Annotated in this window: 23 protein-coding genes and 1 pseudogene; 22 read left to right on the forward strand and 2 right to left on the reverse strand. The window is 68.5% G+C overall.

From position 1 onward, the window contains the following. Both CXY76_RS00570 and CXY76_RS00575 read left to right on the forward strand, forming a co-directional pair. Window positions 1–3,917: pseudogene (locus tag CXY76_RS00570) on the forward strand (helicase-related protein); the annotation flags it as partial. Next, entirely contained in the window at window positions 3,910–4,689 is a 780-nt protein-coding gene (locus tag CXY76_RS00575; protein ID WP_104162340.1) for a DNA-formamidopyrimidine glycosylase family protein, read from the forward strand. The pseudogene CXY76_RS00570 and the gene CXY76_RS00575, both read left to right, overlap by 8 nt. Before the next feature lie 136 nt (window positions 4,690–4,825). Here the strand turns inward: CXY76_RS00575 and CXY76_RS00580 are convergent, their stop codons facing one another. Beyond that, the gene (locus CXY76_RS00580) at window positions 4,826–5,176 is read right to left on the reverse strand and encodes a DUF1844 domain-containing protein (RefSeq protein ID WP_103429550.1); all 351 of its coding nucleotides are present in this window, start codon (window positions 5,174–5,176) and stop codon (window positions 4,826–4,828) included. A gap of 294 nt (window positions 5,177–5,470) precedes the next feature. Here CXY76_RS00580 and infC point away from each other — a divergent pair, with 294 nt between their 5' ends. From infC to CXY76_RS00675, 19 genes are all read left to right on the forward strand, one after another. Continuing rightward, on the forward strand, window positions 5,471–6,055 hold the full coding sequence (gene infC / locus CXY76_RS00585; RefSeq protein ID WP_084020755.1) for a translation initiation factor IF-3: 585 nt from the start codon (window positions 5,471–5,473) through the stop codon (window positions 6,053–6,055). Further along, on the forward strand, window positions 6,048–6,242 hold the full coding sequence (gene rpmI / locus CXY76_RS00590) for a 50S ribosomal protein L35 (RefSeq protein ID WP_066594389.1): 195 nt from the start codon (window positions 6,048–6,050) through the stop codon (window positions 6,240–6,242). Before infC ends, rpmI begins: the two co-directional genes overlap by 8 nt. Window positions 6,243–6,269: 27 nt before the next feature. After that, on the forward strand, window positions 6,270–6,656 hold the full coding sequence (gene rplT / locus CXY76_RS00595) for a 50S ribosomal protein L20 (protein WP_088455742.1): 387 nt from the start codon (window positions 6,270–6,272) through the stop codon (window positions 6,654–6,656). A gap of 106 nt (window positions 6,657–6,762) precedes the next feature. Then, window positions 6,763–7,563 carry an RNA methyltransferase gene (locus tag CXY76_RS00600; protein ID WP_104162341.1) on the forward strand — a complete coding sequence of 267 codons (801 nt, stop codon included), beginning with the start codon at window positions 6,763–6,765 and terminating at the stop codon, window positions 7,561–7,563. 101 nt (window positions 7,564–7,664) lie between these two features. After that, window positions 7,665–8,453, forward strand: a complete 789-nt coding sequence (locus tag CXY76_RS00605; RefSeq protein WP_104162342.1) for an amino acid ABC transporter ATP-binding protein — start codon at window positions 7,665–7,667, stop codon at window positions 8,451–8,453. Window positions 8,454–8,489: 36 nt separating this feature from the next. Beyond that, the gene (locus CXY76_RS00610) at window positions 8,490–9,362 is read left to right on the forward strand and encodes a glutamate ABC transporter substrate-binding protein (protein ID WP_104162343.1); all 873 of its coding nucleotides are present in this window, start codon (window positions 8,490–8,492) and stop codon (window positions 9,360–9,362) included. Window positions 9,363–9,456: 94 nt separating this feature from the next. Beyond that, window positions 9,457–10,104 carry an amino acid ABC transporter permease gene (locus CXY76_RS00615; RefSeq protein ID WP_104162344.1) on the forward strand — a complete coding sequence of 216 codons (648 nt, stop codon included), beginning with the start codon at window positions 9,457–9,459 and terminating at the stop codon, window positions 10,102–10,104. Beyond that, window positions 10,101–11,024, forward strand: coding sequence for an amino acid ABC transporter permease (locus CXY76_RS00620; protein WP_104162345.1), 924 nt, complete (start codon window positions 10,101–10,103; stop codon window positions 11,022–11,024). The genes CXY76_RS00615 and CXY76_RS00620 overlap by 4 nt, the downstream gene beginning before the upstream one ends. A gap of 47 nt (window positions 11,025–11,071) precedes the next feature. Next, window positions 11,072–12,112: a phenylalanine--tRNA ligase subunit alpha gene (gene pheS, locus CXY76_RS00625; protein WP_104162358.1), complete on the forward strand. Its 1,041-nt coding sequence runs from the start codon at window positions 11,072–11,074 to the stop codon at window positions 12,110–12,112. Next, window positions 12,112–14,646, forward strand: a complete 2,535-nt coding sequence (gene pheT / locus CXY76_RS00630) for a phenylalanine--tRNA ligase subunit beta (protein ID WP_104162346.1) — start codon at window positions 12,112–12,114, stop codon at window positions 14,644–14,646. The genes pheS and pheT overlap by 1 nt, the downstream gene beginning before the upstream one ends. A 115-nt stretch (window positions 14,647–14,761) precedes the next feature. Then, a complete protein-coding gene (argC, locus tag CXY76_RS00635; RefSeq protein ID WP_104162347.1) occupies window positions 14,762–15,805 on the forward strand; it encodes an N-acetyl-gamma-glutamyl-phosphate reductase in 1,044 nt (347 codons plus the stop codon). Further along, window positions 15,802–16,983: a bifunctional glutamate N-acetyltransferase/amino-acid acetyltransferase ArgJ gene (gene argJ, locus CXY76_RS00640; RefSeq protein WP_104162348.1), complete on the forward strand. Its 1,182-nt coding sequence runs from the start codon at window positions 15,802–15,804 to the stop codon at window positions 16,981–16,983. Before argC ends, argJ begins: the two co-directional genes overlap by 4 nt. Continuing rightward, on the forward strand, window positions 16,983–17,933 hold the full coding sequence (argB, locus tag CXY76_RS00645) for an acetylglutamate kinase (protein WP_104162349.1): 951 nt from the start codon (window positions 16,983–16,985) through the stop codon (window positions 17,931–17,933). Before argJ ends, argB begins: the two co-directional genes overlap by 1 nt. Continuing rightward, window positions 17,930–19,135 (forward strand): acetylornithine transaminase, encoded by a 1,206-nt coding sequence (locus CXY76_RS00650; RefSeq protein WP_104162350.1) that lies wholly within the window; start codon window positions 17,930–17,932, stop codon window positions 19,133–19,135. Before argB ends, CXY76_RS00650 begins: the two co-directional genes overlap by 4 nt. Window positions 19,136–19,198: 63 nt before the next feature. Next, complete coding sequence (gene argF, locus CXY76_RS00655; RefSeq protein WP_104162351.1) at window positions 19,199–20,128, forward strand: ornithine carbamoyltransferase; 930 nt, start codon at window positions 19,199–19,201, stop codon at window positions 20,126–20,128. 60 nt (window positions 20,129–20,188) lie between these two features. Next, window positions 20,189–21,388 carry an argininosuccinate synthase gene (locus CXY76_RS00660; RefSeq protein WP_104162352.1) on the forward strand — a complete coding sequence of 400 codons (1,200 nt, stop codon included), beginning with the start codon at window positions 20,189–20,191 and terminating at the stop codon, window positions 21,386–21,388. 8 nt (window positions 21,389–21,396) lie between these two features. Continuing rightward, the gene (gene argH, locus CXY76_RS00665; RefSeq protein WP_104162353.1) at window positions 21,397–22,833 is read left to right on the forward strand and encodes an argininosuccinate lyase; all 1,437 of its coding nucleotides are present in this window, start codon (window positions 21,397–21,399) and stop codon (window positions 22,831–22,833) included. Window positions 22,834–22,877: 44 nt separating this feature from the next. Next, window positions 22,878–23,471: a DNA-3-methyladenine glycosylase gene (locus CXY76_RS00670; protein ID WP_104162354.1), complete on the forward strand. Its 594-nt coding sequence runs from the start codon at window positions 22,878–22,880 to the stop codon at window positions 23,469–23,471. 64 nt (window positions 23,472–23,535) lie between these two features. Further along, the gene (locus CXY76_RS00675; RefSeq protein WP_104162355.1) at window positions 23,536–23,976 is read left to right on the forward strand and encodes an OsmC family peroxiredoxin; all 441 of its coding nucleotides are present in this window, start codon (window positions 23,536–23,538) and stop codon (window positions 23,974–23,976) included. Between the two features lie 65 nt (window positions 23,977–24,041). Here CXY76_RS00675 and CXY76_RS00680 read toward each other — a convergent pair whose 3' ends face one another. Then, window positions 24,042–24,560: a hypothetical protein gene (locus tag CXY76_RS00680; protein WP_104162356.1), complete on the reverse strand. Its 519-nt coding sequence runs from the start codon at window positions 24,558–24,560 to the stop codon at window positions 24,042–24,044. A 124-nt stretch (window positions 24,561–24,684) separates the two neighbouring features. Between CXY76_RS00680 and tyrS the strand changes: the two genes are divergently transcribed. Further along, window positions 24,685–25,986 carry a tyrosine--tRNA ligase gene (tyrS, locus tag CXY76_RS00685; RefSeq protein WP_104162357.1) on the forward strand — a complete coding sequence of 434 codons (1,302 nt, stop codon included), beginning with the start codon at window positions 24,685–24,687 and terminating at the stop codon, window positions 25,984–25,986. The last annotated feature ends 358 nt before the right edge of the window (window positions 25,987–26,344 follow it).

Consider the following 26,344-nt stretch of genomic DNA (forward strand, 5'->3'; position numbering starts at 1 on the left):
GGCGCCCCGGCCGGCGGCACCGCATCCGCCGCCCGACCGGCCGCCGCACCGCCGCCGCGGCCGCCCGCCGAGCTGATGGGCGGCAGCGGCCAGAGCGAGGGTGCCGAGCCACTGCTCGCCCGCGCCCACCACGGCTCGGTCAGCAAGGAACAGCGCGCCATGATCGAGGACGACCTCAAGTCCGGCCGGCTGCGCTGCGTGGTGGCCACCTCGAGCCTGGAGCTCGGCATCGACATGGGCGAGGTCGACCTCGTGGTGCAGGTGGAATCGCCGCCGTCGGTGGCCAGCGGCCTGCAGCGCGTGGGCCGGGCCGGCCACCAGGTCGGCGAGGTGTCCCGCGGCATCATCTTCCCCAAGCACCGGGCCGACCTCATCCACGCCACCGTCGCCGCCGAACGGATGGTGTCCGGCATGATCGAGTCGCTGCAGGTGCCCGCGAACCCCCTCGACATCCTCGCCCAGCAGACCATCGCCGCCGTGGCCCTCGAACCCATCGACGCCGAGGAGTGGTTCGACGCCGTGCGGCGCAGCGCCCCGTTCGCCACCCTGCCGCGCTCGGCCTACGAGGCCACCCTCGACCTGCTCGCCGGCCGCTACCCGTCCGACCAGTTCGCCGAGCTGCGCCCGCGCATAATCTGGGACCGTGACACCGGCCTGCTCACCGGCCGGCCCGGCGCCCAACGGCTGGCCGTCACCAGCGGCGGCACCATCCCCGACCGCGGCCTGTTCGGCGTCTTCATGGTCGGCGGCGACTCGCCCACCGGCCGCCGGGTGGGTGAGCTCGACGAGGAGATGGTCTACGAGTCCCGCGTCGGCGACGTGTTCGCGCTCGGCGCCACCAGCTGGCGCATCCAGGAGATCACCCACGACAGGGTGCTCGTCACGCCCGCCTTCGGCGAACCGGGCCGGCTGCCGTTCTGGAAGGGCGACGGCCTCGGCCGGCCCGCCGAACTCGGCGCGGCCATCGGCGCGTTCCTCCGCGAGGTGTCAGCGCTCACGCCCGCGAAGGCCCGGGCGCGCTGCCTGGCCGTCGGCCTGGACGAACGCGCGGTGACCAACCTGCTGGTCTTCCTCGACGAGCAGCGTGCAGCCACCCGCTACCTGCCCACCGACCAGACCCTGGTCGTCGAGAGGTTCCGCGACGAGCTCGGCGACTGGCGGGTCATCCTGCACTCACCGTTCGGCCTCACCGTGCACGCCCCCTGGGCCCTGGCCGTGGGAGCGCGGGTGCGCGAACGCTTCGGCATCGACGGCGCCTGCGTGGCCAGCGACGACGGTATCGTCGTGCGCATCCCCGACACCGAGGCCGAACCGCCCGGCGCCGACCTGTTCGTGTTCGACCCCGACGAACTCGAGCAGCTGGTCACCGACGAGGTCGGCGGCTCCGCCCTGTTCGCGTCCAGATTCCGGGAATGCGCCGCCCGGGCGCTGCTGCTGCCCCGGTACCGGCCGGGCAGCCGCTCGCCGCTCTGGCAGCAACGCCAGAAGGCCGCCCAGCTTCTCGACGTGGCGCGTGAGTACCCGTCGTTCCCGATCATTCTCGAGACCATTCGCGAATGCCTGCAGGATGTCTACGACCTGCCCGCCCTCGTGGCCCTGGCCAAGCAGGTGGCCAGCCGCGCGATCCGGCTGGTGGAGACCAGCACCGACTCGGCCAGCCCGTTCGCCAACGCCCTGCTGTTCGGCTACGTCGCCGCGTTCATGTACGAGGGCGATTCGCCGCTGGCAGAACGCCGGGCCACCGCCCTCTCAATCGACTCCGGCCTGCTCGCCGAGCTGCTCGGCCGGGTAGAACTGCGGGAGCTGCTCGACCCCGTCGTGATCGACCGGACCGACGCGGAACTGCAGCGCCTGGCCCCCGACCGCCGGGCCAAGGGCCTGGAGGGCGTCGCCGACCTGCTCCGCGGCCTCGGCCCGCTCACCGTGGCGGACGTCGCGGCCCGGCTGCACCCTGCCGCGGGCGTGACCGAGAACGCCGACGCGGCCGAGCCGGAGACCGACGCCGACGAGGCTCCCGCCCCGCCCGCCGCCGACGAGGCCGAAGCACGCGCGCACCTAAATGCGCTCACCGCCGCGCGCCGCGCCCTCAAGGTGGGCATCGCCGGCGAGGAACGCTGGGCGGTGATCGAGGATGCCGGCCGGTTGCGTGACGCCCTCGGCGTTCCACTGGCCCCGGGCATCCCCGAGGCCTTCACCGAAAGCGTGAAAGACCCGCTCGGCGACCTCGTCAGCCGGTACGCGCGCACCCACGGCCCGTTCACCACCGCCGACGTCGCCGCCAGGTTCGGGTTCGGCACCGCGATCGCCCTGGGCGCCCTGCGCCGGTTGGCCGACGCGCGCCGCATCGTCGAGGGCGAATTCCGCCCGCACGGCAGCGGCAGCGAATGGTGCGACGCCGAGGTGCTGCGGCGCCTGCGGCGGCGGTCGCTCGCGGCGTTGCGGCACGAGGTGGAACCCGTCGACCAGGCCACCCTGGGCCGATTCCTGCCGGCCTGGCAGCACGTGGGCGGCAAGCTGCGGGGGATCGACGGCGTCGTGTCCGTGATCGAACAGCTCGAGGGCGCCCGCATTCCGGCGTCCGCCTGGGAGACCCTGATCCTGCCCGCGCGGGTTGCCGACTACAACCCGGGCATGCTCGACGAGCTCACCAACGCCGGCGAGGTGCTCTGGGCCGGCGCCGGCACGCTGGCCGGAAACGACGGCTGGGTGAGCCTGCACCTGGCCGACACCGCCCCGCTGACCCTGCCGGTGCCCACCGAACTGGACACCACGGCGCTGCAACGGGAGATCCTCGCCACCCTGGGCAGCGGTGGCGGCTACTTCTTCCGGCAGCTGGCCGACTCGGTCGGCAGCCAGGACGACGGCGCCCTCGTCGACGCGTTGTGGGACCTGGTCTGGTCCGGCCTGGTGACCAACGACACCTTCGCCCCGGTGCGATCGCTGGTCTCCGGCGGCAGCTCGGCGCACTCCACCCGCCGCGCCGCGCCGCGGGCCCGGCTGCACCGGGGCCGCGCCCTGCCCCGGCCCAGCCTGCCCAGCCGGCAGGGCCCGCCCACGGTCTCCGGCCGCTGGTCGATCGTGCCCGTCGCCGACTCCTCGGCCACTCGCCGCGCGCACGCCCTGGGCGAGACCATGCTCGAACGCTACGGCGTCGTCACCNCTCGGCCACTCGCCGCGCGCACGCCCTGGGCGAGACCATGCTCGAACGCTACGGCGTCGTCACCCGCGGTGCCGTGATGGGCGAGAACGTGCTCGGCGGCTTCGCCCTGGTCTACAAGACGCTCAGCGGCTTCGAGGAGATGGGCCGCTGCCGCCGGGGCTATTTCGTGGAGGGCCTCGGTGCCTCCCAGTTCGCCACCGCCGGCACCATCGACCGGATGCGCGGCTACGTCGACCAGCGCGAGCGCGCCGAGCGCGGCGACAGGTCGGTGTCCACCGCCGTGACCCTGGCCGCCACCGACCCGGCCAACCCCTACGGCGCCGTGCTGCCCTGGCCGGCCCTGCCCGAGGGCACCGGTCACCGGCCCGGCCGCAAGGCCGGTGGCCTGGTGGTGCTGGTCGACGGGCACCTCGTGCTCTACGTGGAACGCGGCGGCAAGTCGATGCTGGTGTTCGACCCGGCCGCCGCCGGTGCCCCCGAGGGAGACGCCGGCGAGAGCCGCGCGGAGGCCACCGACGAGGCGATCGTGCCCACATCGTCCCGCCCGGCGCCCGGAAAAGCCGCGCCCCGGGCCGCGCCGTCCGAGACCGTGCTCGCGGCAACCCGGTCGCTGGCGGCGACGGTCACCGCCGGGCGGGTGCCCAAGCTCGCCGTGGAAACCGTGAACGCCGAATTCGTGCTCGGCACCACGGTGGGCGATGCCCTGCGCACCGCCGGGTTCACCGAGACGCCGCGGGGGCTGAGGCTCAGTGCCTGAGGGCGACACCGTCTACCGCAGCGCCCGCAGCCTCGACGAGGCCCTGCACGGGGCCACGCTCACGCGCTGCGATATCCGCGTGCCCGCCTTCGCCGCCGTCGACCTGACCGGCCAGAGCGTGCACGAGGTGGTCAGCCGCGGCAAACACCTGGTGGCGCACGTGGGGGAGACCAGCATCCACTCGCACCTGAAGATGGAGGGCACCTGGCACCTCTACCGGCACGGCACGAAATGGCAGCGGCCGGCGTTCCAGGCCCGCATTGTGCTGGAGACCGCGGACTGGGTGGCCGTGGGGTTCGAACTGGGCACGCTGGAGCTGTTTCCCACCGTGGAGGATGAGCAGCACCTCGGCTACCTGGGACCGGACCTGCTCGGCCCGGACTGGGACGCCGCGGAGGCCGTGCGTCGGCTCACCGAGGCGGGGGAGCGGCCGGTCGCGGTCGCCCTGGGAGACCAGCGCAACCTGGCCGGGCTCGGCAACGTCTACGTGAACGAGCTGTGCTTCCTGCGCGGGCTCCTGCCCACCCGCCCGATGGCGGAGGTCACCGACCCGGCGGCCCTGGTAGCGCTCGGGCACCGGCTCATCCACGCCAACCGGGACCGCAACGAGCGCACCACCACCGGCAACCTGCGCCGGGGGATGGGCGTCTTCGTGTATGGGCGGGAACGTCAGCCGTGCCGGCGCTGCGGCACGCGCATCCGCTCGGGCCAGCTCGGCCGCAGCGAGCTCGAGCAGCGGGTCACCTACTGGTGCCCGCGCTGCCAAACCTGAGGGGCGCGCGTGTCGCGCCCAATCGTCGGTCGAGCTTGTCGAGACCTGGTGAGGTCGTCTAACGGGGTCTACTTCGACAGGCTCAGCACGGCGTCGACAAGCTCGACCAACGAGATGGTCGCGTCGGGTGGGTGAGCTAGTTGACCGGGCCGGTGAACTTCTCGCCGGGGCCCTGGCCGATCGGGTCGGGGATGCTCGACGCCTCACGGAACGCCAGCTGCAACGACCGCAAGCCGTCGCGCAGGCTGCGCGCGTGCATGTCCGAGATGTCGGGGGCGGATGCCGTGATCAGGCCGGCGAGGGCCGTGATCAGCTTGCGCGCCTCATCCAGGTCGATCTGGGTGTCGGGGTCGTCGGCGAGGCCCACCTTGACCGCCGAGGCGCTCATCAGGTGCACCGCCGCGGTCGTGATGATCTCCACTGCCGCCACATCCGCGATGTCCCTCGTGGCCTGGCCGGACTGGTCCTGATCGTAATTGTCGCTCACTGGTTTCCTCTGCTATGCTTACCCGGGCTCCGAGATGAAAGTCTCGGTACGAAAGTGGATAATCTCCCACCCGCGCTTGACCGCTTCATAAAGGTTACCGGGTAGTTTGCACTCCGCCGTCGCTTGCTGGTTTCCAGCTTGCACGGTAGATAGGGTGCCGTACGTGGTTGATGGGTAACGGAACTAAGAAACGTTCTGAAACTCAGGAATTGCGCGCGCGATTGTCTCCTCTTCGTCTCCGGACGACATCCGTTGTCAGGCTGTAGCCACGATGCTTGAGTAGAGGAGAGACGCATCAGCGATCCCCGTACAAATGACCGTATCCGCGTCCCCGAAGTCCGTCTCGTTGGTCCCAACGGCGAACAGGTTGGGGTCGTGGCGATTGATGTCGCCCTGCGCCTGGCACAGGAGGCTGACCTCGATCTGGTCGAAGTAGCCCCCACGTCCAAGCCGCCGGTCGCGAAGATCATGGATTACGGCAAGTTCAAGTACGAAGCTGCGCAGAAGGCGAAAGAAGCCCGGCGCAACCAGGCGAACACGATCCTCAAAGAGGTTCGTTTCCGTCTCAAGATTGATAAGCACGACTACGAGACCAAGCGCAAGCGCGCCGAAGGCTTCCTGAAGGCCGGCGACAAGGTCAAGGCCATGATTCTGTTCCGTGGCCGTGAACAGTCCCGTCCCGACCAGGGTGTACGTCTGCTTCAGAGATTTGCCGAGGATGTTGCGGAATTCGGTTCTGTCGAATCGAGCCCGACTATCGACGGTCGAAACATGGTCATGGTGATTGGCCCGCTGAAGAACAAATCAGAGGCCAAGGCAGAGGCCAATGCACATAGAGCTGCTGATAAAGCAGCCAAACAGGAGGAAAAGAATGCCTAAGCAGAAGACCCACTCTGGGACAAAGAAGCGTTTCAAGGTCACTGGCTCCGGCAAGATCATGAAGCAGCAGGCCGGACTTCGCCACAACCTCGAGGTCAAGAGCACGCAGCGCAAGTCCCGCCTGAACCAGGACCAGGTTCTCGCCAAGGCCGACGTCAAGGCCATCAAGAAGCTTCTCGGCCACTAGGCCCCGTACCCCTAAAGGAATTAGAAAATGGCAAGAGTAAAGAGGGCCGTCAACGCCCACAAGAAGCGTCGCGTAATTCTTGAGCGCGCCCAGGGTTACCGCGGACAGCGTTCGCGCCTGTACCGCAAGGCCAAGGAGCAGGTCACTCACTCCCTCGTCTACAGCTACCGTGACCGTCGTGCACGCAAGGGTGACTTCCGTCGCCTGTGGATCCAGCGCATCAACGCTGCGTCCCGCGCGAACGGCCTGACCTACAACCGCCTCATCCAGGGCCTCGCCCTGGCCGGCATCCAGGTTGACCGTCGCATCCTCGCCGACCTCGCCGTCACCGAGCCCGCCACCTTCGCGGCCATCGTTGAGAGCGCCAAGGCAGCACTGCCCGCTGACACCTCCGCAGCCAAGGTTGCCAAGTAGTCACACCTGCTTGTTCACGGGAGCGATCATCACTGATGGTCGCTCCCGTTTTGCATGCCCGGCGGTGCATTCGATGGCCGGGGTGCGCGGCACCTAAACTGGGTGCATGCTAGATAACCCCCGATCTCCTCGCGTGCGTGCCGTCGCGAAACTTGCGAACCGAGCCGCCCGCTCCGAGACGGGACTGTTCCTCCTCGAGGGTCCGCAGGCCGTCTCCGAAGCCCTCACCTTCCGCCCCGAACTCGTCGTGGAGCTGTACGCCACTCCCACCGCCCTCGAGCGCTACACCGAAATCGGCGACGCCGCGGTCGCCGCCGGCGTCGACGTGGAGTTCGTCACCGAGCAGGTGCTCGAGACGATGGCCGACACCGTCACGCCGCAGGGCTTCATCGCGGTATGCCACCAGTTCCCCACCTCGATCAAGAAGATCTTCGCCAACGAGCCCAAGCTCATCGCGATCCTCGAAGAGGTGCGCGACCCCGGCAACGCGGGCACCATCATCCGGGCAGCGGATGCGGCAGGCGCCGACGCCGTGATCTTCACCGGTCGCAGCGTCGACCTGTACAACCCCAAGGTGGTGCGTTCGTCCACCGGGTCGATCTTCCACCTGCCCGTCGCCGTTGGCGTCACCCTCACCGACGTGCACGAGCGCGCGAAGTTCGCGGGTATGCAGATCCTCGCTGCCGACATCAAGGGTGACGACCTGCTCGAGGCCCGCAACAGCGGCCTGCTCGCCGTGCCCACCGCGTGGTTGTTCGGCAACGAGGCGCGCGGTCTCACCGAGGAAGACCTGGCCACGGCGGACCGTTCGATCAGCGTTCCCATCTACGGACACGCGGAATCGATGAACCTGGCAACGGCCGCTTCGGTGTGCCTGTACGAGAGCGCGTTCTCCCAGCGGGCCTAGCATCTTTCCCGGTCGGGCGTCTATTACGTTTGGGTTACCGACCGGGTTAAAGCCGGGCCAAGGGTGGTCTGTAGGGTGCCCCCGGGCCTAAGTTGGGGGGTATGGAGCCAACAGACGCATCACCGGCGACGTCCAACATCACCGTCCGCCGGGGGGAACCCCTGGTCGTGATCACAGACGTCAACAAGAATTACGGGGACCTGCACGTACTGAAAAACATCAACGCCACGGTCAACCGTGGCGAGGTGGTCGTGGTCATCGGCCCGAGCGGATCGGGCAAGTCCACCCTCTGCCGGGCGATCAACCGCCTCGAGACCATCGACAACGGCACGATCACGATCGACGGCAAGGAACTGCCCAAGGAGGGCAAGGCCCTCGCGCAGCTGCGAGCCGACGTGGGCATGGTGTTCCAGGCGTTCAACCTGTTCGCGCACAAGACCGTGCTCGAGAATGTCACTCTCGGCCCGATCAAGGTGCGGGGCATGAGCAAGGCCGACGCCGAGAAGAAGGCCATGGCGCTTCTGAAACGTGTCGGCGTGGCGAACCAAGCCAAGAAGATGCCGTCCCAGCTGTCCGGCGGTCAACAACAGCGTGTGGCCATCGCCCGCGCCCTGGCCATGGACCCCAAGCTGATCCTGCTCGACGAGCCCACCAGCGCGCTCGACCCCGAAATGATCAACGAGGTCCTCGAGGTCATGGTCGACCTCGCCAACGAGGGTATGACGATGATCGTCGTCACCCACGAGATGGGCTTCGCCCGTAAAGCGGCCGACCGGGTCATCTTCATGGCCGAGGGCGACATCGTCGAGGAAACCACCCCGGAGAAGTTCTTCACCAACCCCCAGAGCACGAGAGCGAAAGACTTCCTCTCCAAAATACTTGCCCACTAACCGGTCGGCGAGACACACAGCACACAGGAGGAAACCATGAGACGCAACAAGGGTCTAATGATCTCTGCCATCGCCCTGGTCGGCGCGTTCGCGCTGACCGGCTGCACCGACTCCGGTGCAGGCGCGCCGACGGCGGCACCCGTTGAGGAAGATGTCACGTTCGAAGAGGGCACCACCATGGCCGCCCTCAACGAGGCCGGCGAGATCACCATCGGCACCAAGTTCGACCAGCCCCTCTTCGGCCTCAAGGGCCCGGATGGCAACCCAGTCGGCTTCGACGTCGAAATCGGCAAACTGATCGCCGCCAAGCTTGGCATCGAGGAGTCTGGCATCACCTGGACCGAAACCGTCTCCGCCAACCGCGAGCCGTTCATCCAGAACGGCCAGGTGGACCTCGTCGTCGCCACCTACACGATCAACGACGCCCGCAAGGAAGTTGTCTCCTTCGCCGGCCCGTACTACGAAGCCGGTCAGGACCTGCTGGTTCTCGCGGGCAACGATGCCGGGATCAAGGGACCCGAAGACCTGGCCGACAAGAAGGTCTGTACCGTCAGCGGCTCCACCTCGGAGAAGAACATCCAGGCGTACACGACCAACATCATCGCCACCGACACCTACTCGAACTGCCTCGGCCCGCTGCGTAGCGGCGAAGTCGACGCCGTCACCACCGACAACGTGATCCTGGCCGGCCTCGCCGACCAGAACGCCGGCGAGTTCGAGGTCGTGGGCAACCCGTTCACCAAGGAGCCCTACGGCATTGGCCTGGCCAAGGACGACACCGAGTTCCGCAACTTCATCAACGACGTCCTCGAAGAGGCCTACGAGGACGGTTCCTGGGCAGCAGCCTGGGAAGCCACCGCGGGCTCCGTGCTCGAGACGCCGGAACCGCCGGCGGTCGACCGCTACTAGCAGTACCGCACAACCGATCGGGGTGGCCGCACCGGCCGCCCCGATCGGCAGTTTTCACACACACGCTCGATACACACATAAGAGGAGGTGAGTCTTGGACGCAGTCATCGAAAACCTGCCGATCTTTTTGGAAGGCTTCAAGAACACGCTCGGGTTACTGCTTCTTTCCGGCATCGGCGCGCTCGTGCTCGGAGTCATCGTGGCCGCCCTGCGGATCTCGCCCATCGCGTCGTTCCGTGGCTTCGCCACCGTCTACACCGAGATCGTGCGCAACACCCCACTCACCCTCGTGTTGTTCTTCTGCGCGTTCCTCCTGCCGTATCTGCAGTTCTCGCCCCCGTTCTTCGTGCTGGCCGTGATTGGACTCACCGTTTACACCTCCCCGTTCGTTGCCGAAGCCCTGCGCTCCGGTATCAACGGTGTTCCTGTCGGTCAGGCCGAAGCAGCCCGCAGTGTTGGACTCACCTTCGGCCAGTCGCTGAGCTACGTGATCATGCCCCAGGCCGTGCGGATGGTGATTCCCCCGCTGATCAACGTCTTCATCGCCCTCACAAAGAACACCTCGGTGGCCGGCGCGTTCTTCGTCTTCGAACTCTTCGGCGCCGGCCGCCAGGTCGTCAACGATCGCGGTGACGCCGTCATCGCGATCCTCGCGGGCGTCGCGTTCTTCTATCTGATCATCACCATCACTCTCGGGCAGATCGCCGCCCGGGTGGAAAAGAAAGTGGCGGTGCTGCGATGAGCTCGGTCCTCTACGACGCCCCCGGGCCCAAGGCGCGTGCCCGATCCCGCGCCATCTCCATCGTCGGTGTGATCTTGGTGCTTGCCGTCCTGGCCTGGTTGATCCTGGCCATGGGCGCCCCGAAGACGAGCGCCAACGGCGCGGTCCAGCCCGGACTGTGGGACGCGACCCGTTGGGATGTCTTCTCCGATGTGCAGGTCTGGCGCTCTCTCGGCGGAGGCGTGATTGCAACCCTGAAAATGGCCGGCGTGGCGGCCGTGCTCGCCCTCATCATCGGCGTGCTGTTTTCTTTCGGTCGCACGGCTGACCATAAGGCCATTCGGGTGCCGACGGCGGTTGTCCTGGAATTCGTTCGCGGGATGCCCGTCCTGCTCATGATCCTGTTCATCCTGCTGGTGTTCTCGACGGGGTCGTACTGGGCTGGTGTCTCCGCCCTGGCCATCTATAACGGAGCCATCATCGGTGAGGCACTCCGGGCGGGCATCCAATCGTTGCCGCGCGGTCAGCGCGAGGCCGGCCTGGCTATCGGCCTGACCCCGCTGGCGACACGATTCACGATCGAATTCCCCCAAGCCTTCCGTCAGATGCTGCCCATCATCATCGCCCAGCTGGTGGTGCTGCTCAAGGACACCTCCCTGGCGTTCATCGTGGGGTACAGCGAACTGCTCCGAGTGGGCGTCAAGAACCTGCCCGACTTCTTCGGCAACCGGTACTTGTTCTCGTTCTTCCTGGTCGTGCTCGCGATCTATCTCGCGATGAACCTGTCCTTGTCCTGGGTCGCGCGCTTCGTCGCCCGACGCTCTGGTCCCAAGGCCGGCAAGCTCGTCGATCCTGAGCCGACCTTGACACCGAAGGATCCCCTCGCGTCCGTTCGAGGAGGCTATTCGACCGGTGACGCTGGGGGACAGGGCCCGGCCTGACCCGGTAGGAGGGGGCGGGCGGCGGCCGGGCACTAAACTTGGGTCTCGTGTCTGCCCCCACTGAAATAACCGAACCCGTCGTCACCGCGGCCGTCGACGCCGCCCTCGCGGCCATCGCCGCCGCGGATGACTCCGCCGCCCTCAAGGCCGTGCGCTCGGCGCATGTCGGCGAGGCCTCGCCGCTGGCCGCGCTGAACGCCCTCATGCGCAGCGTGCCCGGCGACCAGAAGGCCGCCGCCGGCAAGCTCGTCGGCCAGGCCCGCGCCCGGGTCAACCAGGCGCTCTCCGCCCGCGAAGCCCAGATCGTCGAAGCCGAGGCTACCGCCCAGCTCGCCGCCGAAGCCGTGGACGTCACCGCCGCCGCCTCCACCTGGCGGGCCGGGGCGCGGCATCCACTCACTCTGCTGCAGGAACGCGTCTCCGACGTGTTCGTGGGCATGGGCTGGGAGGTCGCCGAAGGACCGGAGCTCGAAAGCGAGTGGTTCAACTTCGACGCGCTGAACTTCGACGAGGACCACCCGGCCCGCGCCATGCAGGACACCTTCTTCATCGACCCGCCCGAGGCGCACCTCGTGCTGCGCACCCACACCTCGCCCGTGCAGCTGCGCGCGCTGCTGGGTAGCGAGCCGCCCGTCTACCGCATCGCGCCCGGCCGGGTGTACCGCACCGACGAGCTCGATGCGACGCACACCCCGGTGTTCCACCAGATCGAGGGCATCGCCGTGGACAAGGGCCTCACCATGGCCCACCTGCGCGGCACCCTCGACCACTTCGTCAAGGCCCTGTTCGGCGACGAGGCCAAGGTACGCCTGCGCCCCAACTACTTCCCGTTCACCGAGCCGAGCGCCGAGCTCGACCTCTGGCACCCCACCTTCAAGGACGGCGCCCGCTGGATCGAGTGGGGCGGCTGTGGCATGGTCAACGCCAATGTGCTGCGCTCCGCCGGGATCGACCCCGAGGTCTACTCCGGATTCGCGTTCGGCGTCGGCGTCGAACGAGCACTGATGTTCCGTAACGATGTGAAGGATATGCACGACATGGTCGAAGGCGACATTCGGTTCAGCCAGCAGTACGGGATGACCGTCTGATGCGCGTTCCCCTGAGCTGGCTCGGCGAATTCGTCGACCTCGAACCCGGCACCACTCCCGAAGCCGTGCACGCCGCCCTGGTGAGCGTGGGCCTGGAAGAAGAAGAGATCCACCGCTTCGAGCTGACCGGACCCATCGTGGTGGGCCAGGTTCTCGAGTTCGTCGGTGAGGTGCAGACCAACGGCAAGACCATCAACTGGTGCCAGGTACGCGTCGCCGCGGATGGCGAACTCGCCGCCGACGGCGGCCCCGCCATTCACGGCATCGTCTGCGGCGCGCACAACTTCGTCGTCGGCGACAAGGTCGTCGTGACCCTGCCCGGCGCTGTGCTGCCCGGCCCGTTCCCGATCGCGCCGCGCAAGACCTACGGCCACGTCTCCGACGGCATGATCGCCTCGGCCCGCGAGCTCGGCCTCGGCGACGAGCACGCCGGCATCCTGGTGCTGGGCGACCTCGGGCTCGACCCCGAGATCGGCGCGGATGCGATCACCCTGCTTGGCCTGGACGACTCCGCCGTGGAGATCAACGTCACCCCCGACCGCGGCTACGCCTTCTCGATCCGCGGTGTGGCCCGCGAATACTCGCACGCCACCGGCGCGACCTTCCGCGACCCGGCCCTGGCCGTCGCGGCGACCGCGTCCACCGAGGTCTTCCCGGTCTCGATCGAGGATGCCGCCCCGATCCGCGACCGCATCGGCGCGAGCGTCTTCGTCACCCGCGTCGTGCGCGGCGTCGACGCCAGCAAGCCGTCGCCGGCCTGGCTGATCGCCCGGCTCAAGCTGGCCGGCATCCGCTCGATCTCACTGATCGTGGACATCACCAACTACGTGATGATCGAACTCGGCCAGCCGATCCACGGCTACGACCTCGACGCCCTCACCGGCGGCCTCGTCGTGCGTCGTGCGCAGCCCGGCGAAAAGCTCGTCACCCTCGACGACGTCACCCGCGCCCTGCACACCGAAGACCTGCTGATCACCGACGGTTCGGGCCCCATCGGCCTGGCCGGCGTGATGGGCGGCGCGACCACCGAGATCGGCGCAGGCACCACCAACGTGCTGATCGAAGCCGCAAACTTCGACCCGGTGTCGATCGCGCGCACCGCCCGCCGGCACAAGCTGCCCAGCGAAGCCTCCCGCCGGTTCGAACGCGGCGTCGACCCCGAGGTGGCCGCCGTGGCCGCCGCCAGGGTCGTGCAGCTGCTGGTGGAACTCGCCGGGGGAGTGGCCGACGGTCTCGGCTCGCTGCACGACGCGACCCCGGAACGCGCCCCGATCGACTTGCCCACCGGTTTCGTCTCCGGCCTGATCGGCCTGGAGTACACCCGCGAAGAGGTGCGCACCTCGCTGGCCGAGATCGGCGCGTCGATGATCGAGACCGCGACCGGCCTCGCCGTGACCGCGCCGAGCTGGCGCCCTGACCTCACCGACAAGTGGACCCTCGCCGAGGAGGTCGCCCGCATCGTCGGGTACGACCGCATCCCGTCGGTGTTGCCCGTCGCCCCGCCCGGCCGCGGCCTCACCCGCACCCAGCAGCTCAAGCGCTCGGTCGCCACGGTGCTGGCCGCCACCGGCCACACCGAGGTGCTGGCCTACCCGTTCGTCGCCGAAAAGGCCAACAACCTGTTCGGCGACCCCGCCAGCAGCACCGTTCCGCAGATCAAGGTCGCCAACCCGCTCGACGGCGAGGCACCATTCATGCGCACCTCGATGCTGCCCGGCCTGCTGCAGATCGCCCACCGGAACCTGTCCCGTGGCTCGACCGACCTGGCGATCTTCGAGCTCGGCTCGGTCTTCCGCCCGGACGAGGGCGTCAGCTACGGCAGCGCCGTCGTGCCGCCGGCCGCCGTGCGACCCAGCGCCGAACTCGAGGCGAAACTGAACGCCGGCATCCCGCCGCAGCCGTTCACCGCCGGCATCGTGCTGCTCGGCAACACCGTGCGCCACCAGCCGGGCCAGGCGCCCATCGCGGCATCCTGGCAGGACGCCCTCACCGCCGTCGCCCAGATCGGCCTCGCCGTCGGCCTGCCGATCCTCGTGCGCCAGGGCACGCACCAGGCCATGCACCCCGGCCGCACCGCCGAACTGTTCGTGGCCACGGATGCCGGCGAGCTGTCGGTGGGCTTCGCGGGCGAACTGCTGCCCGTTGTGGCCCGCGGCGCCGACCTGCCCGCCGTGGTCGCTGTCGTCGAGCTGAACCTGTCCGCGGTCTTCGCCCAGGTCACCGGGGAGCTGCAGGCCACCGTGATCGGCACGAAGCCCGCCGCTACCCAGGACCTCTCGCTCGTCGTCGACGCCCAGGTGCCGGCGAGCGACGTGCTTGCCGCCGTGCGCGAGGGCAGCGGCGCGCTGCTGGAGAGCATCGAGCTGGTTGACGACTACCGCGGAACGGGCATCGAGTCCGGGCGCAAGTCGCTCACCTTCGCCCTGCGGTTCCGGGCGCCGGACCGCACCCTCACCGCCGCGGAGGCCAGCGACGCGAAGCTGGCCGGCGTGCAGCTCGCCGCCGCCCGCTACGGAGCCCACCTGCGCGAGTAACGCACCATCGAGTTGCCCCGTTCCGGACGAATTGCCCCCGCACAGCGGGGCAACTCGATCGCAGCGGGGCAATTCGTGATTCTTGGCTCGCGAGAGGTCCGGGTAAGTTTGAATCATGGTCTTTTCGGTAGCGGTTGCGGGCGCAAGCGGGTATGCGGGCGGTGAGCTGCTGCGACTGCTGGCCGCCCACCCCGATTTCGAGGTGCGCACGGTCACCGCGCACAGCAACTCCGGCCAGCGCCTGGTCGACGTGCAGCCGCACCTGCGCTCGCTGTCCCACCTCGTGCTGGCCGACACGGATGCGACCACCCTGGCCGGTCACGATGTTGTCTTCCTGGCCCTGCCGCACGGCGCCTCCGGGGCACTGACCGCCCAGCTCAGCGCCGACACCCTCGTGGTGGACTGCGGCGCGGACCACCGCCTCGAGAGCGAGGCCGACTGGGCCGCGTTCTACGGCGGCGACTACTTCGGCGCCTGGGCCTACGGCGTGCCCGAACTTCCCGTGGCCGGCGGCCGGCAGCGCGACCGGCTCATCGGCGCCCGCCGGATCGCCGCGCCCGGCTGCAACGCCAGCACCGTCGCGCTCGCCCTGGCCCCCGGCATCCTCGCCGGCGTGATCGAGCCGGCCGACATCGTCGCCGTGCTCGCCGTCGGCCCGTCCGGCGCCGGCAAGAGCCTCAAGGTGCCCAATCTCGCCGCCGAGATCCTCGGCTCCGCCAACCCCTACGCCGTCGGCGGCAGCCACCGGCACATCCCCGAGATTCAGCAGAGCCTGCGCTGGGCCGGCGCGACCGGCCCCACGGTGTCGTTCACCCCGGTGATCGTGCCGATGTCCCGCGGCATCCTCGCCACCTCGACGGCCCGGCTGGTGCCGGGCACCAGCGCCGCCGCCGTGCGCCACGCCTGGGAGTCGTTCTACGCCGACGAACCGTTTGTGCACGTCCTGCCGACCGGCCAGTTCCCGCGCACCGCCGACGTGCTTGGCGCCAACACCGCCCTCATCGGCCTGGCGATCGACGAAGCCGCCGGCCGGGTGGTCACGGTCACCGCCGTCGACAACCTCGTCAAGGGCACCGCCGGCGCCGCCATCCAATCCGCCAACATTGCCCTGGGGCTGCCCGAAACACGGGGCCTCAGCACGAATGGAGTTGCCCCGTGAGCGTCACCGCCCCCGCCGGATTCGCCGCCGCCGGCGTCACCGCCGGCCTCAAGAAGTCCGGTGGCCTCGACCTGGCCATCGTCGCCAACCTCGGCCCGCTCGCCAACGCCGCGACGGTGTTCACCAGCAACCGTTGCAAGGCCAACCCGATCATCTGGAGCCAGCAGGTGATGAGCGACGGCCGGGTGAGCGCCATAGTGCTCAACTCCGGCGGAGCCAACTGCTACACCGGCAGCATCGGCTTCCAGACCACCCACGCCACCGCCGAGGCCGTCGCCGAGCAGCTCCAGGTCTCCTCCGGTGACGTTCTGGTCTGTTCCACCGGCCTGATCGGCGAGCAGCTCGACCTCGGCAAGCTCACCGCCGGTGTCTTCGAGGCGGGCGTGGCCCTCAAGAACGGCGCCGCATCCGCCGCCGCCGCCGGCCTCGCCGCCGCGCAGGCGATCATGACCACCGACACCCGGCCCAAGCAGGCCACCCAGGTGTCCCCGGCCGGCTGGACCATCGGCGGGATGGCCAAGGGCGCAGGGATGCTCGCCCCCGGCCTGGCCACCATGCTCGTCGTGATCACCACCGACGCCGTCCTCTCCTCCGCGCAGCTGGATGCCGCGCTGCGGGAAGCCACCCGGGTCACCTTCGACAGACTCGACTCCGACGGCTGCATGTCCACCAACGACACCGTCAGCCTGCTGGCCTCCGGCGCCAGCGGCGTCGACGCCGACCCCGACGAATTCACCACAGCGCTCACCGACCTGTGCCGCGACCTCACCCTGCAGCTGCAGGGCGACGCCGAAGGCGCCGCGCACGACGTGGCCATCGCGGTGCGCAACGCCGCTTCCGAAACCGAGGCCGTCACGGTGGCCCGCGCGGTCTCGCGCAGCAACCTGTTCAAGGCCGCGATCTACGGCAACGACCCCAACTGGGGCCGGGTGCTCGCCGCGGTGGGCACCATCCCCGAGGCCGACGCCGCGTTCGACCCGTACGGCATCGACGTGGCCATCAACGGCATCCAGGTGTGCACGGCGGGGGAGCCGGACCAGCCGCGCGAGCTGGTCGACCTCACCCCGCGCGCCGTCTCGGTGGTCATCGACCTGCACGCCGGCACCGCCGGCGCCACGATCTGGACCAACGACCTCACCCACGACTACGTCGAAGAGAACAGCGCGTACTCCAGCTGATGAGCACCGAACCAAGCACAGACATCCCCGCCACACCCCCGCAGGTGCCCACCCTCGACGACGTCGACAACACGCCGGCGGAAGCGAAGGTCAAGGCCGCCACGCTGATCGAGGCGTTGCCCTGGCTCAAGAAGTTCCACGACCAGATCATCGTGATCAAATTCGGCGGCAACGCCATGGTCAGCGAGGAACTACAGCGCGCGTTCGCCGAGGACATGGTGTACCTGCGCTACGCGGGCATCCGCCCCGTCGTGGTGCACGGCGGCGGCCCACAGATCTCCGCCATGCTCGCCCGCCTGGGCATCGAGAGCGAATTCCGCGGCGGCTACAGGGTCACCACCCCCGAGGCCATGGACGTGGTGCGGATGGTGCTCACCGGACAGATCAATCGCGACCTGGTCAGCCACATCAACGCCCACGGCCCCCTGGCCGCCGGCCTCAGCGGCGAGGACGCCGGACTGTTCCGCGGCCGCCGCCGCGGCGTCGTCATCGACGGCGAAGAGGTGGACCTCGGCCTGGTCGGCGATGTCATCGGCGTCGATCCCGAGGCCGTGCACGCGCAGCTGAACGCCGGCCGGATCCCGGTGGTCTCGTCGATCGCCCCCGACGTGGAGGTGCCGGGGCAGTCGCTCAACGTCAACGCGGATGCCGCCGCCGCCGCCCTCGCGGTGGCGTTGGGCGCCGCCAAACTCGTGATCCTCACCGACGTGGCCGGCCTGTACAGCGACTGGCCCAACCGGGACTCGCTGGTCTCGGTCATCGACGTCGATGCGCTCCGCACCCTGCTTCCCGAGCTCGAATCGGGCATGATCCCCAAAATGACGGCCTGCCTGGACGCCGTCGAGGGCGGCGTCGCGAAAGCGGCGATCATCGATGGTCGAGTGCCGCACTCGATCCTGGTCGAAATCTTCACCGGAAGCGGCATCGGTACTGAGGTGGTTCCCACATGACCCTGCACGAACGCTACGCCGACGCGATGATGAAGACCCTCTCGCCCCCACTGGCCGTGCTGGTGCGCGGCGAGGGCTGCTACGTCTGGGATGAGAACGGCACCAAGTACCTCGATTTCCTGGCCGGCATCGCCGTCAACTCGCTCGGCCACGCCCACCCCGACATGGTCGCCGCCGCCCAGCAACAGATCGGCACCCTCGCCCACATCTCCAACTACTTCGCCTCACCGTCGCAGATCGAACTGGCCGAGCGCCTCAAACGCCTCACCGGCGCGGGCGACGCCGGCCGGGTCTACTTCTGCAACTCCGGAGCCGAGGCCAACGAGGCCGCGTTCAAGCTCGCCAGGCTGAACACCGCCGGCGGTCGGCGTAGCCGGATCCTCGCCCTGAACGACTCGTTCCACGGCCGCACCATGGGCGCGCTCGCCCTCACCGGCAAGCCGCTGATGCGTGCCCCGTTCGAACCCGTGCCCGGTGGTGTGCAGCACATCGAGACCAGCATCGCCGCCCTCGAGCGCGAACTCGACGACACCGTCGCCGCGCTGTTCCTCGAGCCCGTCAAGGGCGAGGCCGGTGTCATCGACCTGCCTGAGGGCTACCTGCGCCGCGCCCGCGAGCTCTGCACCCAGCACGGCGTGCTGCTGATCGTCGACGAGGTGCAGACCGGCGCCGGCCGCACGGGCAAGTGGTTCGCCTACGAGCACTCCAACGTGCTGCCGGATGCCGTCACCCTCGCCAAGGGCATCGGCGGGGGAGTGCCCATCGGAGCGCTCGTCACCTTCGGCGCAACCAGCGACCTGTTCCTCCGCGGCCAGCACGGCTCCACCTTCGGCGGCAACCCGTTCGTCACGGCCACCTCCAACGCGGTGCTGGACGTCATCGAACGGGACGACCTCGTCGGCAACGCCGCCCGCCGCGGCGAGCAGCTCCGCGAGCTCATCGGCCGCATCGATTCGCCCCTGATCAGCGAGGTCCGTGGCCGCGGGCTGCTGCTCGGCATCGGCCTGAGCGAACCGGTGGCCCTCAAGCTGGCCGCCGCCGCACTGGCCGAAGGCCTGATCGTGAACGCCGCGAACGAATTCAGCATCCGGATCGCACCGCCACTGATCGTCGGTGACGCCGAGCTGGCCGACTTCGACGAGCGTTTTCGCGCGGCCCTGGCCAGTGTGACCAGTTCGGGTCTCGTCTCTGCCAATAGGTAACGTGCCACCAGATAAGGTGGAGGAATCCCGCATGACACCGAAGAATTCAGCGAAAGTGACCCCGTGACCCGCCATTTCCTGCGCGACGACGACATTTCTCCGGCCGAACAGGCCGAGATCCTCGATCTGGCCCTGGAACTGAAGCGAGACCGATTCGCGGTCCAGCCCCTGGCCGGACCGAAAACCGTCGCCGTGATCTTCGACAAGTCCTCCACGCGCACCCGGGTCTCCTTCGCTGTCGGCATCGCCGACCTCGGCGGCAGCCCGTTGATCATCAGCACCGCGAGCAGCCAGCTCGGCGGCAAGGAAACCGCCGCCGACACCGCCCGGGTTCTTGAGCGCCAGGTCGCCGCGATCGTGTGGCGCACCTACGGCCAGGCCGGCCTCGAAGAGATGGCCCTGAACACCGCGGTGCCCGTGGTCAACGCGCTCTCCGACGACTTCCACCCGTGCCAGCTGCTCGCCGACCTGCTCACCATCCGTGAGCACCGCGGCGACCTCGCCGGTCAGACCCTCACCTTCCTCGGCGACGGTGCCTGCAACATGGCGCAGTCCTACCTGCTCGCTGGCGCGACCGCCGGCATGCACGTGCGCATCGCCTCACCGGCCGGCTACACGCCGGCCCCGCAGGTCGTCGCCGACGCCGAGGCCATCGCCGCCCAGACCGGCGGTTCCGTGGCGCTGTTCACCGACCCGGCCGCGGCCGTGGCCGGCGTCGACGTCGTCATCACCGATACCTGGGTGTCGATGGGCAAGGAAGAGGAAAAGACCCTGCGGCTGGGCTCGCTCGGCGGCTACCGCGTCGACGCCGCCCTGATGGCCCTGGCCAAGGCCGACGCACACTTCATGCACTGCCTGCCGGCCGACCGCGGCTACGAGGTCACGGCCGACGTCATCGACGGCCCGCAGAGCATCATCTGGGATGAGGCGGAAAACCGCCTGCACGCCCAGAAGGCGCTGCTGGTCTGGCTGCTCGCGCACAACGCGCGCTAGCCGCCGGCTCGCACACACCACCAATAAACTTGAATCACGCAGAACTTATGAAGGAGAACCATGGCTGAGCGGGTTGTACTGGCATATTCCGGGGGCCTTGACACCTCGGTGGGCATCGGCTGGCTGAAGGACGCCACCGGTAAAGAGGTCGTCGCACTGGCTGTCGACGTTGGACAAGAGGGCGAGGACATGGATGTCATCCGACAGCGCGCCCTCGACTGCGGTGCCGTGGAGTCGATCGTCGTCGACGCCAAGGACGAGTTCGCCAACGACTACATCGTTCCGGCGCTCAAGGCCAACGCGCTCTACCAGAAGCGCTACCCGCTGGTCTCCGCGATCAGCCGCCCGCTGATCGCCAAGCACCTCGCCGCCACCGCCCGCGCCCTCGGCGCCGACAGCGTCGCGCACGGCTGCACCGGCAAGGGCAACGACCAGGTGCGCTTCGAAGCCGCCGTCACCGCCCTGGCACCCGAGCTCACCTCGCTCGCCCCGGTGCGCGACTTCGCGCTGACCCGCGACAAGGCCATCGAGTACGCCGCGCTGCACAACCTGCCGATCGCGCAGTCGAAGAAGAGCCCGTACTCCATCGACCAGAACGTCTGGGGTCGCGCCGTCGAGACCGGCTTCCTGGAAGACCCGTGGAACGCGCCGATCGAGGACCTCTACACCTACACGCAGGACCCGTCGATCCCGCGTGAAGCCACCGAGATCATCATCACCTTCGACCAGGGTGTGCCCGTTGCCGTTGACGGCAAGCCGGTCACCCCGCTCGAAGCCGTGGTGCTGCTGAACAAGCTCGCCGGCGACCAGGGTGTCGGCCGCATCGACATCGTCGAAGACCGTCTCGTGGGCATCAAGAGCCGCGAGGTCTACGAGTCCCCGGCCGGTATCGCCCTGATCACCGCGCACGAAGAGCTCGAGAACGTCACCGTCGAGCGCGACGTCGCCCGTTACAAGCGCGGTGTCGAAGCCAAGTGGAGCGAGCTCGTCTACGACGGCCTCTGGTTCTCCGGCCTGAAGAAGTCGCTGGACGCGTTCATCGACGACACCCAGAAGTACGTCTCCGGCGACATCCGCATGACCCTGCACGCCGGCACCGCCGTCGTCACGGGACGCCAGAGCAAGCAGAGCCTGTACGACTTCGACCTCGCCACCTACGACACCGGCGACTCTTTCGACCAGTCGATGGCCAAGGGCTTCATCGAGCTGTGGAGCCTGCCGAGCAAGATCGCGGCTCGCCGCGACCAGGCCGCGAAGTAGGTCCCGGTATGACCGGCGACACAAGCATCAACCGTGCGGGCGAGGCGGGCGCCCTCTGGGGCGGCCGCTTCGCCGGCGGACCGTCGCCGGAGTTGGCGCGCCTGAGCAAGTCCACCCATTTCGACTGGCAGCTGGCCGGGTACGACATCCGCGGGTCGCGCGCCCACGCGCGTGCCCTGGCCGCTGCCGGCTACCTCACCGAGGACGAACTGGCCGGCATGCTCGCCGGTCTGGACACCCTCGATGAGGCCGTCGACGACGGCCGGTTCCAGCCGGCCGCGACCGACGAAGACGTGCACTCGGCGCTGGAGCGCGGGCTGATCGACATCGTCGGCACCGAGCTCGGCGGCAAGCTGCGCGCCGGCCGCAGCCGCAACGACCAGGTCGCCACCCTGGTGCGGATGCTGCTGCGCGACCACGCCGCCGTCATCGCCCGGCTCGTGGTGGACCTCATCGACGCCCTCGCCGCGCAGGCCGAGGCGAACGAGACCGCCATCATGCCCGGCCGCACCCACCTGCAGCACGCCCAGCCGGTGCTGCTGGCCCACCACCTTTTCGCGCACTGCTGGCCGCTGGTGCGCGACCTCGAACGCTTCACCGACTGGAACAAGCGGGCGAATTTCTCCCCGTACGGCTCCGGTGCGCTGGCCGGCAACACCCTCGGCCTCGACGCGAACCTCATCGCCGCCGAGCTCGGATTCGGCGCTGTCGTGGAGAACTCCATCGACGGCACCGCCAGCCGCGACCTCGTCGCCGAATTCGCCTACATCACGGCGCAGATCGGCATCGACCTGTCCCGCCTGGCCGAGGAGATCATCCTCTGGAACACCCGCGAGTTCGGTTTTGTCACCCTCCACGACTCGTACTCCACGGGGTCCTCGATCATGCCGCAGAAGAAGAACCCAGACATCGCCGAGCTCGCGCGCGGCAAGTCCGGCCGGCTGATCGGCAACCTCACCGGGCTGCTCACCACGCTCAAGGGGCTGCCGCTGGCGTACAACCGCGACCTGCAGGAAGACAAGGAACCGGTTTTCGACTCCATCGAAACCCTCGAGGTGCTGCTGCCCGCGTTCACGGGCATGATCGCCACGATCACCTTCCACACCGACCGTATGGCCGAGCTGGCGCCGCAGGGCTTCTCCCTCGCCACGGATGTCGCGGAGTGGCTGGTCAAACGACACGTCAGCTTCCGGGACGCGCACGAGATCACCGGCACCCTGGTGAAGGTCGCCGAGGCCAAGGGCCTCGACCTGCACGAGATCGACGACGCGGGCCTGGCGGAGATCTCTCCGCACCTCGTCCCCGAGGTGCGTGAGGTTCTCACCATCCAGGGCTCGGTCAATCGCCGTGACGGCCAGGCCGGCACCGCGCCGGTGCGGGTCGCCGAGCAGCGCGCCGCGCTGGTGGCCCGGGTGCACTCCCTGGCCGCGGCGCTGGCCCGCTGAGCCGTTCGCCTGAGAACCGGCACACCCCGACGAAAACGCTGCGGATGACCGTCGACCCTGACCTGTTCGCCCAGGGCGCGGTCGACGTGGCGCCGCTGCTGCTGGGCGGCCTACTCCGTCACGGTGACACGGTGCTGCGCATCACCGAGGTGGAGGCCTACCTGGCCGGCACCGACCCCGGCTCGCACGCCTTCCGCCGGCGCACCGACCGCAACACCACAATGTTCGGGCCGCCGGCTCACCTGTACACGTACTTCAGCTATGGCATGCACGTGTGCGCCAACATCGTCTGCTCACCCGAGGGCGAGGCGTCGGCGGTGCTGCTGCGGGCCGGCGAGATCGTGGCGGGCCACGAGGCCGCCCGCGCCCGGCGCGGACCGAAGGTGGCCGTGCGGGACCTGGCGCGCGGCCCGGCCAGGCTCACCCAGGCGATGGGCATCGGGCTGCACCAGGACGGTGCCGACCTGACCTGCGAACCGTTCGAGCTGACCCTGGCCGAGGTGGCTCCGGTGGCGCAGACCGGCCCGCGCACCGGGGTGAGCGGGCCCGGCGGCGGCACCGCCTTCGCCTGGCGGTTCTGGATTCCGGGCGACCGGACGGTGTCCGCGTACCGGCGGCATCCCGGCGCACTCAATTGACCCTTACCCGTACCGGCCAGGAACTCTGGCCGTCCTCAGAAAAGCGACACAGAAGGAAGCATCAATGCCCACACGCACCGCCCGCACAGCCTGGACCGGAACTCTCGACGACGGCTCCGGCCAGGTCGAACTGACGAGCTCGCAGCTCGGCACCCACGACGTCTCATTCCCGCAGCGCGCCGCAGACGACGCCAACGGGATCACGAGCCCCGAGGAACTGCTCGGCGCCGCCCACTCCGCCTGCTACTCCATGCAGCTTTCCGCCGAACTGGCCGCCAGCGGCGGAACCATCGAGGCCCTGGACGTCTCCGCGGATGTCACCCTCGGCGCCGACCCCGCCGGTGGCTTCCGTCTCACCGGCATCCACCTCACCGTGACCGGCGAGGTGTCCGGCATCGACAGCGCGACCTTCCTCGCCGCGGCGCAGGCCGCGAAGGAGAACTGCCCGGTCAGCAAGGCGCTCACCGGCGTGGAAATCACCCTCGACGCGGTGCTCGAAGACTAAGCACCCCGTAGAACCAGCCCGGCCCGCAGGATGATCCTGCGGGCCGGGCTTCTTCGTGTCCGGGGTTACTTCGGTACGGGATACCCGATCGCGACGACCGCGAAGCACAGCAGCGCCCAGGTAATGCTCACGAGAGTTCCGAGGACTCTGGCCGCCGGCACGTGGTTGGTTGTGGAGACGTATTGTCCGAGCGCCTTCACCCCCAGCAGAATCGCCGCAACGTCAGAAAAGCCGAGTTGGAGCGCGACTATGAAACCGAGCCGCTCGGCGACCCCGATCCACGCCGTCGCCGGAAGAGCGTCCCCGGCCGGCAGGGGATCCGATCGGAGCGCATAGTGAAAGACGAAGCTGACCACCGGCCCGCCGGCTAGAGCCGCCGCCGCTATGGCTGCGGTGATCGTCCATGCCTTCACGAAGTCCGGAAAGGGCCCAGCCCACGACGCTGCCGCCAAACAGGCGAACAGCGCAGCCGAGCTTGCTATCCCAGCGATGGGCGAGTGAAAGACCCGCCGATTGTGGAAGACGAGCGACAACGCCCCGACAATGCCGATCACGGTGAGAAGAATGGCGACGAACAGACCCACGGTGGTTCCCCCAATTTGGCGGGGAAGCCCGCATCCGGCTAAGTCTGGAGGCTGAGATCATGCAAATCAAGTTGTGAAACGTCGCCCGACGGCGGTCAATGAAGTGCGCTGGTAATCTGGCGGGGTGTCAGACCCCAGCATCCTTGCCCAGCAAGCCAACGACCCCACCTTCGCCGACGTCTGGGAGGAAATCTCCTGGCGCGGCCTGGTCCACGTCTCTACCGATGAGTCAGCGCTGCGCGCGCTCCTCGCCGGGGATCCGATCACGTACTACTGCGGGTTCGACCCCACCGCGGCGAGCCTGCACCTCGGCAACCTGGTTCAACTTCTGCTGATGCGCCGGCTGCAGCTGGCCGGACACCGGCCGCTCGGCCTCGTCGGCGGGTCCACCGGGCTCATCGGCGACCCGCGCCCTACGGCGGAGCGCACACTGAACACCCCGGAGGTCGTCAATGAGTGGGTCGGCTACCTGCAGGCGCAGGTCACCCGCTTCCTCAGCGCGGAGGGCGACAACGCCGTCACCCTGGTGAACAACCTCGACTGGACGGCGCCGCTGTCGGCGATCGACTTCTTGCGCGACGTCGGCAAGTACTACCGGGTGGGCACCATGCTCAAGAAGGATGCCGTGAGCGCCCGGCTCAATTCCGACGCGGGCATCAGCTACACCGAGTTCAGCTACCAGGTGCTGCAGGGGATGGACTTCCTCGAGCTCTTCCGCAGCCACGGCTGCGTGCTGCAGACCGGGGGCAGCGACCAGTGGGGCAACCTCACCAGCGGCACCGACCTCATCCACCGCGCGGAGGGCACCAGCGTGCACGCGATCGGCACCCCGCTGATCACCAACACCGACGGCACCAAGTTCGGCAAGAGCGAGGGGAACGCGGTATGGCTGGACCCCACACTCACGAGCCCGTACGCCATGTACCAGTTCTGGCTGAACACCGACGACGCCGATGTGATCGCCCGGCTCAAGATCTTCACCTTCCTCACCCGCGAACAGATCGACGCACTCGAGGAGCTGGTGGCCGCCGAGCCGTTCAAGCGTGAGGCCCAGCGCACCCTCGCGTTCGAGGTGACCAGCCTGGTGCACGGCGTCTCGGCAACGGATGCCGCCATTCGGGCCACGCAGGCGCTCTTCGGCCAGGGCGACCTGGCCGATCTGGATCCCGAGACCCTCGAGGCGGCCCTCCGGGCGTTGCCGAACACCACCACGTTCCCGCAGGCGCAGGTAATGCAGCTGCTCGTGGACACCGGACTCACCAAGAGCCTGGGCGAAGCCCGCCGGGCGATCGGCCAGGGCGGCGTGTACCTCAACAACGTGAAGGTCACCGATGAGGCGGCCACAGTTGAGGGATCCGTCCTGCCCGGGGGAGTGGCCGTACTCCGTCGTGGCAAGAAGACTCTTGCCGGCGTTTTCGTCGAATAGGCCTCGCCTGCCCGCCGTGTGACCGGCAGGTTACGGCCGCATTGCGGGCAGGTGTCCATTTACGACACGCCCGGGATGCCCCCGGGATTGCGGGGCATTCGGAACCCGCGTAATGTCATCTCTTGTCACCCCACAGGTGCGGAAAGCGGAAGAGCTTCCCGGCCTCAAGCGGGACCACTTCCAAGTTCTGGCAGCGAATTCATTCGAACTGCTGAGCTTGATGGAAAAAAGAACTAAATCGAAGTGCCTCAGTGCAAAGGTCAATTGGCCGGCGGCTGGGTGCGTCCGATCCTTGAGAACTCAACAGCGTGCACAATGTCAAATGCCAAAAACCTCGTGGTTTGGATCCGTTTCTAGC

Source organism: Cryobacterium sp. N22, from assembly GCF_002929555.1.
In the GTDB taxonomy this organism is placed as follows: domain Bacteria; phylum Actinomycetota; class Actinomycetes; order Actinomycetales; family Microbacteriaceae; genus Cryobacterium.

Coding starts and splice junctions, on each gene's coding strand:
- CXY76_RS00600 (WP_104162341.1), top strand. CDS start 6,763: ATGCTAGATAACCCCCGATCTCCTCGCGTGCGTGCCGTCGCGAAACTT.
- CXY76_RS00670 (WP_104162354.1), top strand. CDS start 22,878: ATGACCGTCGACCCTGACCTGTTCGCCCAGGGCGCGGTCGACGTGGCG.
- argH (WP_104162353.1), top strand. CDS start 21,397: ATGACCGGCGACACAAGCATCAACCGTGCGGGCGAGGCGGGCGCCCTC.
- CXY76_RS00610 (WP_104162343.1), top strand. CDS start 8,490: ATGAGACGCAACAAGGGTCTAATGATCTCTGCCATCGCCCTGGTCGGC.
- pheT (WP_104162346.1), top strand. CDS start 12,112: ATGCGCGTTCCCCTGAGCTGGCTCGGCGAATTCGTCGACCTCGAACCC.
- CXY76_RS00675 (WP_104162355.1), top strand. CDS start 23,536: ATGCCCACACGCACCGCCCGCACAGCCTGGACCGGAACTCTCGACGAC.
- CXY76_RS00660 (WP_104162352.1), top strand. CDS start 20,189: ATGGCTGAGCGGGTTGTACTGGCATATTCCGGGGGCCTTGACACCTCG.
- argC (WP_104162347.1), top strand. CDS start 14,762: ATGGTCTTTTCGGTAGCGGTTGCGGGCGCAAGCGGGTATGCGGGCGGT.
- rplT (WP_088455742.1), top strand. CDS start 6,270: ATGGCAAGAGTAAAGAGGGCCGTCAACGCCCACAAGAAGCGTCGCGTA.
- argB (WP_104162349.1), top strand. CDS start 16,983: ATGAGCACCGAACCAAGCACAGACATCCCCGCCACACCCCCGCAGGTG.
- CXY76_RS00620 (WP_104162345.1), top strand. CDS start 10,101: ATGAGCTCGGTCCTCTACGACGCCCCCGGGCCCAAGGCGCGTGCCCGA.
- CXY76_RS00650 (WP_104162350.1), top strand. CDS start 17,930: ATGACCCTGCACGAACGCTACGCCGACGCGATGATGAAGACCCTCTCG.
- rpmI (WP_066594389.1), top strand. CDS start 6,048: ATGCCTAAGCAGAAGACCCACTCTGGGACAAAGAAGCGTTTCAAGGTC.
- CXY76_RS00605 (WP_104162342.1), top strand. CDS start 7,665: ATGGAGCCAACAGACGCATCACCGGCGACGTCCAACATCACCGTCCGC.